Here is a 14,200-nt window from a genome sequence, read left to right on the forward strand (position 1 = left end):
TGATCAGTTTATAAATATGTCACGTTTTTTAAATGGTTATTAAAATTTTAGTGCACTGTTTTAATTGACTTATCTTTAGCTGAAATGGTCAAACAATGAGAACCTTCTTTAAGTTCTACACTAACAAATGCTTCATTATTATTTAATGAAATACCATCTAAATCCGCCTCAAGTAAATTGTTTGCAAGAGGTACCAGATTGTTTACTTTAATTTCCAAATGGCTATTCTCTATTGTTAAAGTCGCACTAAATTCTGGCCAATCATCAGGTATACAAGGTTTCATAATTAAATTATTGCCTTCACGGCGTATACCAAGAATACCTTCTAAACCTGCCTGATACATCCAGCCCGCAGCACCTGTATACCATGTCCAACCACCTCGACCAATGTAAGGTGCAATTGAATAAATATCGGCAGCTACGACGTAAGGTTCTACCTTATAACATTCGGCTTTTTCACGATTACTGGCGTGATTAATGGGGTTTAGCATGGAAAATAAATCAACAGATTTTTTACCTTTTCCTTGTTGCGTTAACGCTAACAGAAACCACATAGCAGCATGAGTATATTGACCACCATTTTCTCTTAAACCAGGTGGATAGCCTTTGATATATCCAGGGTTATGAGCGGTTTTATCAAAAGCTGGCGTAAATAAAAGCGCCAAACCATCTTCAGCTTTTATTAGGTGTTTTTCAGCAGACAACATGGCTTGCGTCACCTTGTTTTGATCTTTACCATTAGCTAACACTGACCAAGATTGAGCAATTGAGTCGATTTGGCATTCTTCATTACTTTTCGAACCAAGCCAAGTGCCATCATCAAATGTTGCACGTCGATACCATTGTCCATCCCATGCTTTTTCATCAATACATGCACGAACTTTATCAGCGTGTTCTTGCCAATGTTTTCCTCTTAAACGATCAACTTCATTGTCTTGCTCGAATGCATAAACAGCGAATGTGTCTATTGCTTTTATCAACAGCCACCCTAGCCATACACTTTCACCTTTTCCTTCTGCTCCAACCAGGTTCATACCATCGTTCCAATCACCCGTTCCCATTAAAGGAAATCCATGTTCACCCGTTAACTTTATGCATTCATCCAGCCCTCTGGCACAATGTTCAAATAGGCTGGCAGACTCTTCAGTAACGTTAGGCTTAAAATAAGCATCATGCTGATCTTTACCAAGGGGTTTACCCTCTAAAAAGGGTATTAGTTCTTTTAATACTTCCTTATCATCGGCCACTTTAATGTATTTTGCAGTGGCAAGAGCCAACCAAACGCGATCGTCTGATATGTGACTACGTACTCCTTGTCCTGAATGTGGAAGCCACCAATGTTGTACGTCACCTTCAATAAATTGCCTAGCAGCAGCTCTTAAAAGATGTTCTCTAGTAATAGTAGGATGACTGAATGTTAAAGACATACCATCTTGTAATTGATCTCGAAATCCGTAAGCGCCGCTCGCTTGGTAAAATGAAGACCTTGCCCAAATACGACAAGCAATCGTTTGATAAAGAAGCCAACCATTAAGCATAATATCCATAGCGCGATCAGGCGTTTTAACCTGTACTTTATTTAACAAATGCTCCCAATGGCTTTGAACATCATTGTAAATAACGTTCAAATCTCTGCGGCGATAATTATCCACTAACTCTAAGGCATGCTTCTCTGAATCGCCTTGACCGATGAACATGATAATTTCTCTACTTTCACCATCAGCAAGTTCAATATGTGTTTGTAACGCAGTGCACGTATCGTAACCAGCGCCTATAGTGCCAGATAAAGCTATATCACCAGATAAAGCACTCGGTGTGGCTTTATTACCATTGCGCCCAATAAATTCGGTTCTATTGGTTGTCCAAGAAGTTTGTTCACCTGCCATATCAAAAAAAGCAACACGTTCAGGAAACGCGATTCCCCAATGATTATGTAATAAAAGCGTCTTACTCTTCGGGTCTAACGAACTGGTTATAAATGAACTGGTACTATTGCGTGATGTACCCAGTACCCATTCAGCATAAGCTGTTACTGACAATCGACGTTTACGACCAGATTCATTGTGTATGGTTAATCGAGAAATTTTAATTGAGTCTTTCACGGGAACATATTGCGATAAACTTAATGATAATCCGCTGACCTTATGATCGAATCGACTGTAACCATAGCCGTGATGAATTAAATAACTTCCCTTATCTTGTGCAGGTTGTGCAGTCGCCGTATAAATTTCGCCATTGTCTTGATCACACACATAAGCAATCTCGCCAATGGGATCTGACACAGCATCATTTGACCAGGTAGTGAGTTGATTTTCTCGACTATTTTCTGACCAGGTATAGCCACTGCCTTCAGCAGAAACATGAAAACCAAAATTTTGGTTAGCAATAACGTTGATCCAAGGTGCCGGTGTACATTCGCCATTATGCAGATGTATTACGTATTCTCGACCATTATTAGCAAAGCCACCTAATCCGTTATAAAACTCTAACTTGGGTAGACTTGCTTTTGCTAATACAGCGTTATTATCTGCCATAGTTGATGAGTTATTTAGCCCTGTATTCTGTTTATTGCCTGTATTAGCGCCCTTCTTACTTTTTTTGGCTGTGCGTAACATAAATTGTTTATTAATCAGACCATGACGGGCAACCAAAACAACATGAGCAATAGCTCGCAACATATCCCGAGTCGCACTATTTATCATGTCAGCGCGAAATACATGTACTGCACTAATGGTCAAATCAGCCAAAAACTCTTTATTAAAAGCTGGACGAGATTGACTACTACGCACCGCTGTTTCAATAGCGTTGTGTAAATCTTGCATATAACCCGATGGGTGTTCGTTAATAATAACAATGTCTACCGCTAAACATTTCATGCGCCAATATTCGTGAGCACGTAAAAGCTGCTTAACCTGTGCGATATCTTCAATATCATCTATCAACATTAAAACGATAGGTAAATCACCAGAGATTGAATGTGACCAGAGTTCTGATTGACAGCGGATGCCTTTAATAATGTCGACTGACGGTGCTTTAAAACGGGGATCTTCATACAAAATTGGGGCTGCCAAACGTTGAAAGTCAGCAACTTCTTTATATTCAATTCCTAGATGGCGTAATTGTACTTGAGCTTGAGTCCAGGCTAAGGTTTTTGCTCGGTCATAAGCACTAGGTTCATTGTGTCTATCTATCATCTCAAGGAGTTTTTCTTTTGACGAAGCTACCACTGTCCAAAACGCGATATTTACAGTTCCTTGTGGTGGAACTTTTATACGGTATCGTAAAGAAAATATTGGATCGAGCACACACCCTACGGTGTTTGTTAAAGGCTTGCTTGAAGAAGATGGATTCATCGTCATAGCGTCTGCACTGACTAAGGTATTACCACGACCAATAAAATTAGCACGGCTAGTTTCATATTGAACATCGGCAGTTATTTCACCTTCAATAATCGCAAAATGACCTGCCCATATATCAGCATCATCTGCAGAGCGTTTTCTTCGTGTCGCTATAATAGCTTGGTATTCTTCATTGAATTGGGTTTGAGCAAACATTTTAGAAAAGGCTGGATGAGCATTATCATTGGCGGATAAAGCAAGTACCAATTCAGCAAATGAAGTGAACTCTATTTCATGACTGAAATGGCCTTTATTGCTAATGGAGATTTTTCTTACTTCACCATCATCTTCTCCAGAAACCAATACATCCATAGTAGTTGTTAAATTGCCTTCAGTTTTCATAAACCTTGCGTGATCTTCTGCAAAAATACAGGGAGTAAAATCACCATGATAACCAAAGGGTTGGGCTGTACTTGACCAATGATTGCCACTCTCAACATCGCGAAGCAGGATATAAGAACCACTGTTGTCACAGGTTGGATCACTCTGCCAGCGGGTAACAGCAAAATCCCCCCATCGGCTATAGCCAGATCCTGTTGCTGTTAACATTACCGTATAACAACCGTTTGATAACAAATGAGTTATCGGCTCAGCATTGGTTGCAACTTTTATATGCCTAACGGTGTTAGCTTCGCTGGCATTAACACTCGCAGACTCCTTAACTTCCTCAGCGCGTGGATGCCCTATTGCTACATCTCTAGGCATTCTTTCTTGTAGTAACAGTTCACATGCTTGTATACAGGGCTCGCGATGAAAACGTGAACGCATTAAGCCATTCCGTAAACAGTTAACAATAGCGACAATTGTCATCCCTTGATGGTGTGCCATAAAGCTTTCTACAATGGCAACGTCTGTACCTAGTTGTACCCGTGAAGGAGTGAAATCTAACGCTTCAAAAAAACCATAGCGACCACAGGCTCCCATGCTTTTTAAACGTTGATAGTTTTCAACAGCTGCGCCAGGATCAATCATACTTGCCAGACCTGTCGCGTATGGAGCAATAACACGATTTTCTGAAAGCCCGCGTTTCAAACCTAAACCGGGTACACCAAAGTTAGAATATTGATAAGTAAACTCTATGTCGCGAGCATTGAAACCTGATTCAGAAATACCCCATGGGATACCTAATTGGCTACCATAATTTTTTTGTCGTTCAACAACTAGTCGATTAGTTTGTTCGAGTAAACTTCCAACAGGAGCGCGCATTATCAAAGAAGGCATTAAATATTCAAACATAGAGCCTGACCAAGATATAAGAGCAGAACCCTTACCCAATGGAGTTGCTGTACGTCCTAAATGAAACCAATGTTTGGTAGAAACATCGCCTTTAGCGATAGCAAATAAGCTTGCTAGTCTTGCTTCAGATGCGAGTAAATCATAACAATTAGAATCAAGACTATTTTCTGGCTGCGAATAACCGATAGACATTAACTTTCTTTCAGGGTTAATCAAAAAAGCAAAGTTCATTCCGTTAGCCATTTCACGAGCGGTTTTAGCTAGCCTTTTCAGTTGGTGTATTAAGTTGAAATTTACTTGAGGTGAATCAATCTTTAATTGATGGTCTTGTAGTTCTTGCGATGCCAAGCTAGAAATAGCCTGAAGCCAAAATTTAATATCATCATAAGCTTGAACATCAGTCGGTATATCCCAAATGGTGGTCTCCAATCCTTGCTTGGTTAACATATGTATACTAGGTGTGATGTCTTCTATACTAAGTTCTTCATTAATAAGCATAGATATTTCAGCCACGATAGTGTTTAGTGATTGAGCATTATTTGGATCAATCATTGTATTATTGTTAATTGCCTCATTAAGCAAGTTCAGATTATCAAACATACCCATAACAAAATTATGACTAATAGGGACTTGTTGCCATTCATCTAAAACATTTGCCAAGGTAATTAAATGACCCGCAAAGTTGCCACTATCAACCGATGAAACGTATGCTGGATTTAATGTTTCTAAGGTTTGAGTGGCATACCAATTATAAAAATGGCCTTTGTATCGAGGTAATTTATTCAGCGTGATAAAGGTAATTTCTAAACGATTAACAACAGCTTGCAAACCAATCCAACCAAAATCTCGTGCAGCAACCGCTGATAATAAATAAAGTCCGATATTAGTCGGCGAAGTACGATGAGCGATAATAGGTTCAGGGGCTTGTTGAAAATTATCTGGCGGTAACATATTGTCTTCATCGGTAACAAAGGTCTCAAAATAACGCCAAGTTCTTCTTGCGGTAAGTCGTAATTCATCAGCATACTTTTCAACGTTACCAAGACTTGTATTAGCTATGGGACGACTACTGTAAAAGGCAAATAATGGCGCCGCTATCCAGAGTAATAAAAAGGGAATGACTAGCGACCAAATAGATGGTGCATTGATAAGTATTGTTATGCATATTAGCCAGCTTAATAAGGTCCCCTGCCACATTGTTTTATAAAAACCTAGAATAGTTAAATGCGGACCACCATTGGATTGTGCGGAGCTAGTCCATTCTAATAAATGGCGACGAGTGACAAATAATCGTATTAATGTTCGACAAATAGCATCTATAGCTCGGTAACTTTGATCAGGTAAAAAGGCGAGTTTGAAAAACACTTGCGCCGTAGCAAGACGAAGATCACTAAACCACATAAAAATATGATGACGAAATTCGACACTAGGTCTTGGGGGAATAAGTGAAAATACACAAGGAGTAAACACTGGAATTATGATGGTAGACAACAATAAGACCGTACTAATTACCGATAATGGAAAAGGTAATAACCAACATAAAACAAGCGCCATAAAGGTCATAGGAGCAATCACAGATCGTCTCAAATTATCTAATAGTTTCCAACGACCAATCCATGAGACCGCATCTGATCCAGAAAACTTACTAAATATCCAAGGTAACAATTGCCAATCACCACGAGTCCAACGGTGTTGACGTTTTTCTAGCACATCATATCGAGCAGGAAATTCTTCAACCACCTCAACATCAGAAATTAGCGCAGCTCGGGCAAATATACCTTCGAACAAATCATGGCTTAACATCACATTTTCTTTTACTCGTCCAGCAAGAGCTGATTCAAATGCATCAATGTCGTAAATGCCTTTCCCCGTAAACGAACCTTCTCCAAACAGATCTTGATAAACATCTGAATTAGCTGCTGCATAAGGGTCCATTCCACCAGGACTTGAAATAACTCGCTGATAAAAAGAGCCTTCCACACCTATAGGCAATGAAGGTGTTACGCGTGGTTGGATGATCCCATAACCTGCTTCGATACGTTGTGTTTCGGTATTAAACCGTGGACGATTAAGTGGATGTGCCATACGGCTAATCAGTCGTAATGTAGTTTCACGCGGTAAACGTGTGTCCGCATCCAAGGTGATCACATAACGTACATTTGTTGGCACTTCTAATGTATTACCAGCCACAGCAATAAAACTTGTATCTGTAGCTCCTCGCAACAAGCGATTTAATTCATGTAACTTTCCACGTTTTCGTTCCCAACCCATCCATTTGTTTTCGCTCGGGTTAAATTGTCTTTTACGATAGAGTAGTAAAAACCTTTTACCAGCAGGACCCGCTGGATAAATTTGATTTAAACGGTCAATTTTTGTAGTCAGTAAGCTAAGTATTTCGTGATCACTTTCTAATATTTCCTGCTCTGCATCTAAGCCATCAACCAACAATGCAAAAGTTAAATCTCCGTCTATCCCACCCAAATAATGTACTTCTAAATGATCTACTTGTTGGGAAAGATCGTTGATGTTAGTTAATAACGTGGGTACCGCTATTAAGGTACGAAAAGAAGTAGGTACGCCTGTTTTGAATTCAAGACCTGGTAAGCTCCCACTTTTCAAACGCCAAGTGACCGAACGATTAATAATGGCGGTTGAAATTTCGGTGGCAGGTAAAAATCCAATAACCGTTAGTAGCACGAGTAAGTCAATGGGGAGTTGGTTAAAACCAAATAAGAAAATTGATCCTAAAACTAAAACAAGCGCTAATAATATGATTGATGATACATAGCCTACTAAACCTATTTTGATATGTACTCGACTGAGTCTAAGCTTTAAATTAGGTTTAAATTTTAACGACTGTTCAAACTGGGATCTGCCTTTATCAATGAGATAATAGCCAGGGTCACCAATACGTTGGGCTTCTAGTTTATTTTCTATATCAATCTTAGCGTCTTGCCCTGCTTTTACAGCCAGCCTAGCGATCTCGATTTCACTATACGTTGAACCGCGCGATAGTTGTTCAATGGCATTACGATATGAGTTACGCGTTACAGCATCCATCTCGTCAAACGTACTTTCATTACGTAATGTTTCATCAACAAGGCTTACTTTTTCAAACATGACAGTCCAATCGATATCTGTGATCAAACGCATGCTGGTGATGATGTTGCGAACAGTAACGTTAGATGCACCTTCACGTTGTTGTGAATGTTGAACAACACTATCAACTTGTAAGCCTTGTTCTTCTAATCTTTGCTCTAACCATTCAAGAGCTGGCGTAGTATTTGGATCTTGGTCTCGCAAGCGTTTAGCAAGTTGGGCAGCAAAAATTTCAGATAAAGGGCCTGAAGATCGCGTTTGAAAATCAACGAGTAAAACAGTATGGGCGCTACCAGAAACCATAAGGCGGTCAGCGAGTTGATCGGCATCATCTCGGTCAACACGTCCAACAGATATTTGATCAACCAATCGACGTAAGTTTTCAATTAATACTATTCGTAAAGTAATAGCAACAGCCCATAGTTCACCTATGGTAAGAATGTTTATTGATTGGTATGCTTTGATGAACTTACAAAGGCTTTGCTCGTCGAAATGACTATCCGTATGGGCTACATAGGCCCAAGCTAAACCAAATACTCTAGGATACCCAGCAAAAGGTCCTGAGGCTAACTTTGGTAACTGACGATAGAAGCTATCAGGTAAATCATCCCTCACCTCTCTTATTTGTTGCTCTATTAAATGATAATTGTCTAACAGCCATTCAGCAGCAGGTACAACATTATTTCCCGCTTCTAATGATTTCGCATTTTCATGATAAGCAGCAAGTAAAACTGTCGCATTTTGTTTAAGGCGTACCTGTAGCGATACAACTTTAGATGTAGCGCGTGATACTTTTTGCGCTTTGGCTAAACTGATTGCATGCTGCTCTAATCGCTCAACACCAAAGAGTTCTTCTCGAACAGGCTGAATATTGTTCCATGGTGGTTTTGAAAGTTTAGAGCAAAATAGTGAGCTGATGATATTTGAAAAATTTAACATAGTCGTCCCTAATGTTTTGCTAAAAGGTACCTAGTGCATACTGCTAGATAGCTTACTTTCAGCGATACCGTATCTTTAATAGCTTAGGGATTGTTAAAGGCTGCTGACATATGTTATGTACGAAATAAAGCGTAACACATGCCAAACTATAGCTAACTCAGACCTGTCAGCTGGTGCAAGTGAGTTTAGGAAAATACTCCCTCACATAAAGGAAATCCTTTGAGCATAATCCTGAGGTGATTATTAATATATGAATTAACCACATGAGAAAGTTCTTGATTAATTACATGCTCAACTAGCACTTAAAATACAAACCTGAAAGTTCACCAACCCCTATTTTTTTTATTGCTGTGTTGTTTGAACTACTTCCCTTAATATAATTGGAAAAAATGTAAGCTTCGGTACGTCAACGCACTTAGTTATCATCTAAATATGAGAAAATATCCTCAGCTCGAGTTAAGCTAATTATTTTACATGGGGTATCTCATATATTTGATGTGTTTTGAATGTTAAATCTTGAAGTTGTTGGATATATAGGGGTGTTGGCTAGGCAGCTAAACATTATTAATAAAATGAATTGATAAAGTGAATTTTCTCTTAAGTAATCGGGTACGCCACTAACATGCCATTGCTAATTTCATTGACTAAAGAGTTGTTAATATTCTTTGGTATGAATGAATATCTGCAAAATAGCATTCACAACATAATTTTTCGAGACCAGACCTAGACAACACTGTAATCTGACCACGCTTATAACTTATTACTCCTTGTTGTTGAAGGTAACCCGCGGCAATAGTGACCGCACTGCGGCGTACTCCCATTACTTTAGCTAAGTACTGATGTGTTAAATAAAAATGATCTGATTGTGTGCGATCTTGTGTCATCAGTAACCATCGAGCAAGCCGCTGTTTAACTTCATGAAAGTTATTACAAGCGCCTGTTTGAGCGAGTTGTTGCAGTACGATATAAAGATAATTTAATATCAATTTTCTTAGTGCCAAATTATTTTTTAATTGGTGCCTGAATAAACTTGCATCCATTTGCAAAGCGCTACCTGAACATTGAACTATAAAGCTCATTGGTGCATTTTTATTGCCAAGTGCAAGCGTAGCGCCCAGCATGCCTTCATTGCCAATTAAACCCATCCCAAAATATTTTTTTTCATCAAGCTCTACAAGTGATGAAATAGAGCAAGTAATAGGAAAGTAAACATACTTTATGGCTTTACCGCTGACATTAATTTTTTCGCCAAATATCAATTCTACTCGTTCACAATTTTGCAAAACCAACTGGCGATCGAATGTGGTCAGGCAGTTTAGTAACTGATTGGTGCCTATTGGGGTGTAAGTTTCAATCACGAAGATACTCCAAAACTAATACCATTTTTTAATAATATATTGATCAACTTGGTATAAGTTCATAAATCAACATAGGTTGTGTTATCTAATAAAATGAACTGATTATATATTTTCGTCTGTGCGTTATACCTCTATCTCATGAATAATGACTGATCAAAATAAACATGAGAAAAGTTACATCGTTATTAATATTTGTAAAGTTATGGGCTATGAATGTAAACGATGTAAAAATTGATCGGGGTCAATAGGTTAATCACCACACGTGTCATATTGGTTGTAAACTTGAGTTGTTAATTTGTTTTTGTAATAGAAAACATCACTTTTATTACACAATTTCAGGGAATAGTTTTATACCAAGTTGATTAATGAATTGATCAACTTGGTTATTACTTCACGATTTACTTAAATCTAAAGGATCAACCAAATGAATATAAAATTATCAGTTATATCTACAAGTTTATTAAGCATTCTATTGTTAGCATGCAGCCAAGGAGCAGATTCGCCTAGAGGTTTTAGCTTACCTGAAGGAGATATTGATAAAGGTGAGATAGCTTTTAAGAAATACCAATGTTTAGCTTGTCATAGTCTTGAAGGTTACACGGATGATTCATTAGTAAAAGTCCGTGAAGATTCAATTGTACTTGGTGGAAGATCCCCTGCTGTAACTACATATGCGCAATTGGTTACTTCAGTTATTAACCCGTCGCATGAAATTGTTGAACAAAAAGGCTTGAAAGAAAGTGTAACTAATGAAGATGGTTCATCAAAAATGCGTAAGTATAATGATGTAATGACAATAACGGAACTCACCAATATTGTTGCATTTTTACAACCTAAATACTCAATTGAGCCGCCACGTTATACCCAATATAGACGCTATTAAATTTACCAAGCTATAGGAAACTAGAGGGAAATGTTATCATTATTCCCTCTAGTTTTAATACCTTTACATAAACTCTTACCTTACATAAAAATGCTATAACGTAACTTTTATAAATTTAAATAAAAAAGATTGTGATGATCGGTATTTAAAACAGTAAAAACAACATAAAGCTATAAAAGATAAAAACGTGAATCTCGCATCAACTAAAATTTAAATTACAGCTTTAGCGGAAATACGAATATAAATAACACCTAAAACAGCAGATAAAACCGAAGCGATCAGAATTGACGTTTTAGCTATTTGTAAATGTTCGGGTTGAGTATCAAATCCTAACGCCGCAATAAAAGTCGACATGGTGAAACCTATTCCCGCAATAAGTGATGCGCCAATAACATTTTTTAATGAAACGTTATTTGGTAAATGACCAATATTATATCGCAAGGCTAACCAACAACCACCTGATATACCAATGAACTTGCCTAGAACAAGACCTGCAATAATACCTAAACCTATAGGATCTACCAAGCTACTCATTACAAAGCTCATATCAAAAACCACACCGGCATTAGTTAAAGCAAAAAGTGGTAAAATGATCAACGCGACAGGTAAATCCAAAGTATCTTCCCAACGACGCAAAGGTGTACTAGCACGTTCTGCAAAGTCCCGAACTTCTTTCACTTGTTCATGGCTTTTAGTGCTTGCAAGCATATCAGCTTCGGTTGATTTTTTTTGTAATGAACGGAGTAAAGACTTTGTTTCAGCAAATAATTTTCTTGAAAACACTTTAGGTCTTGCAGGAATAGTTAATGCCATGGCAACACCCGCCACCGTTGGATGAACACCAGATTGAAGCATAGCCCACCAAGCTGCTATACCGATAAGAATATAAAAAAATGGTTGTCGTATACCTGCGTAGTTCCCAGCGGTTAAAAATAATATAAAACCAATAGCACTAGCTAAGTGTAATAAAGATATTTCTTGCGTATAAAAAATGGCAATCACTAAAATTGCACCAACATCATCAACAATAGCTAGCCCCACTATAAAAGCGATCAAGCTAACGGGTATATATTTTCTTACTATTGTAAGTACTCCAAGGGCAAAAGCAGTGTCTGTAGCCATAGGAATGCCCCAACCAATCTGTGAATCAAGTGACCAATTAAACATAGAGTAAATCAACGCAGGGCAAACCATTCCGCCTATTGCACATACCATTAGCATACGACGATTTTTTGGTTTAGCGAGATCGCCTGCTAACACTTCACGTTTTATTTCAAGACCCAACAAGAAGAAAAATATCACCATCAAACCATCATTAATTATATGTTTGAGTGATGCCTGTAGTTCAAGGTCGCCAATAAAAAAGCCAATAGGTGTATGGATCAAACCTTGGTAAGTCGAAGCATAAATAGAATTAGCCCACCAAAGTGCAACAACAGTGGTAATTAGCAAAATAATACTAGATGTAGTTTGAGCTCGAATAAAATAGGAAAATGGTTCGTGAATACTTTCTAAACCACGCTGTAAAGCATTTTTAGAATTTGATTCTGATTCCGAAGACATACTAATAACCTACAGGATAAAAGTAAGGAAATAGTTCAGTTTGATCCATGATAGACACTAATGAAAACGAGCAGAACGCTCGTGATGATTTAAGAGAGTGAGTTCCATTTGAATAGCGAGTAAAACAATTACTTTGATTCATTTAACTTCCCTTGTATAAACACATTAGTATACGTGTTTTAGGTGAATTTTTCCATCAAACCATGTTTTTGATTTTATTAAAAGCTTTTCAAACATCATATAAAATAAGGCTTATAACTTATATCTACTACTTAATTCTTGTTTTAAAAGTACATCAAACTCATCAGATGTATATAAATCAAGTGACTCTGCCGCCTCAGCTAAAGACATATTATTTTTATGAGCTTGATGGACAATTTTTGATGAAACATCGTAGCCAAGTTTTGGTGCTAAAAGTGTAATAACAGATAAGTTTTGTGTCATGTTACTATCAATTTTTGATGTATTTAATTCAAGTCCGTCAACACAGTTGTCTGCAAACGAGAGCATAGCATCTGACAACAATTGTATGCTTTCCATAACGTTATGAATAATAACAGGACGATAAGTATTCAGTTGCAGTTGACCATGAGAAGCAGCAAGTGAAACGGTTAACTCGTTACCAAAAACTTGTAAGCAAACCATAGATAACGCTTCACATTGAGTAGGATTTACCTTACCAGGCATTATAGAACTACCAGGTTCGTTTGATGGTAATAACCATTCATTAAAACCGCAACGAAGGCCACTGGCTAGTAGCCTAAAGTCATTCGCTATTTTAAATAACACAGTTGCTAGTTGTTTTAGCCCACTGGTGTAACGAACTAAGGCATCTTCTCCTGAAACTGCTGCATATTTATTTTCATTGGATTGAAACGGCAAGCTATAAAATTCAGCTAAAGTTGCCGCAACATTTGCACCAAAGTTAACTGGTGCGTTATCGCCACCTCCTACTGCAGTTCCACCAATCGCTAATTGGTAAACACCATATAAACTTTCTGTTATTGCTAATTTGGCTTGTGTTAGTTGTTTACAATATCCTGAAAATACTGAGCTCGCCGGTAAGGGTAAAGCATCCATCAAATGCGTTCTACCCACGGTAAGTACAGACTTAAACGCGACTTCTTTTTCCTGAAGCTTGTCATGTAGATGACTTAGAGACTGAAGTAACTGATGATGAGTTAAGCCAGCAACCACTATATGCATTGCAGTAGGAAATACATCATTTGATGACTGCGACATATTCACATGGTCATTAGGATGGATAAGGTAATTTTGATTTTCAGATGTTTTTAGATAATTATTAGCAAGTGTACAAATAACCTCGTTTACATTCATATTAGTTTGCGTACCCGAACCCGTTTGCCAAACACTTAACGGAAATTGTTCAGAATGTTCTTTACTTAATAGTTGATCGCAAGCTGATTTAATTGCATTGAAGTAATCTTCATTCAACAAACCTTCATTATAATTTACCTTGGCACATGCACGTTTAATACTAATTAAAGAATTAATAAATTCGCTAGAGAATTGGTGATCACCAATTTTGAAAAATTGTAGAGATAAGTTAGTTTGATCACCCCAAAGTTTATTCGTTGGCATGATACTGCCCTCATTATTAACTTGAATTAGCCTGTTAATGAGATGGGGGTAAAACTCATACAATCAATGGCTAGGTTTTAGCCGTATTATACCAAGTTGATTAATTTATTGGTCAAATGGGT

Annotated in this window: 6 protein-coding genes; 1 reads left to right on the top strand and 5 read right to left on the bottom strand. The window is 37.8% G+C overall.

Translation table 11 applies throughout. The features are described 5' to 3' along the window. Nucleotides 1–47: 47 nt before the first annotated feature. Nucleotides 48–8,672, bottom strand: a complete 8,625-nt coding sequence (locus ACPUVN_RS07020) for a GH36-type glycosyl hydrolase domain-containing protein (protein WP_426370311.1) — start codon at nucleotides 8,670–8,672, stop codon at nucleotides 48–50. 644 nt (nucleotides 8,673–9,316) lie between these two features. Continuing rightward, nucleotides 9,317–10,030: a Crp/Fnr family transcriptional regulator gene (locus ACPUVN_RS07025; protein WP_426370312.1), complete on the bottom strand. Its 714-nt coding sequence runs from the start codon at nucleotides 10,028–10,030 to the stop codon at nucleotides 9,317–9,319. Nucleotides 10,031–10,454: 424 nt separating this feature from the next. Here ACPUVN_RS07025 and ACPUVN_RS07030 point away from each other — a divergent pair, with 424 nt between their 5' ends. Further along, a complete protein-coding gene (locus ACPUVN_RS07030; protein ID WP_426370313.1) occupies nucleotides 10,455–10,913 on the top strand; it encodes a cytochrome C in 459 nt (152 codons plus the stop codon). A gap of 210 nt (nucleotides 10,914–11,123) precedes the next feature. On the opposite strand, the gene nhaA is transcribed toward ACPUVN_RS07030, so the two are convergent. From nhaA to ACPUVN_RS07045, 3 genes are all read right to left on the bottom strand, one after another. Then, on the bottom strand, nucleotides 11,124–12,476 hold the full coding sequence (nhaA, locus tag ACPUVN_RS07035; RefSeq protein WP_426370314.1) for a Na+/H+ antiporter NhaA: 1,353 nt from the start codon (nucleotides 12,474–12,476) through the stop codon (nucleotides 11,124–11,126). Between the two features lies 1 nt (nucleotide 12,477). Further along, on the bottom strand, nucleotides 12,478–12,618 hold the full coding sequence (locus ACPUVN_RS07040; protein ID WP_426370315.1) for a hypothetical protein: 141 nt from the start codon (nucleotides 12,616–12,618) through the stop codon (nucleotides 12,478–12,480). Between the two features lie 110 nt (nucleotides 12,619–12,728). Further along, on the bottom strand, nucleotides 12,729–14,078 hold the full coding sequence (locus ACPUVN_RS07045) for a class II fumarate hydratase (RefSeq protein WP_426370316.1): 1,350 nt from the start codon (nucleotides 14,076–14,078) through the stop codon (nucleotides 12,729–12,731). Nucleotides 14,079–14,200: the final 122 nt, after the last annotated feature.

The organism is Pseudocolwellia antarctica (genome assembly GCF_049933045.1).
Lineage (GTDB): Bacteria > Pseudomonadota > Gammaproteobacteria > Enterobacterales > Alteromonadaceae > Pseudocolwellia.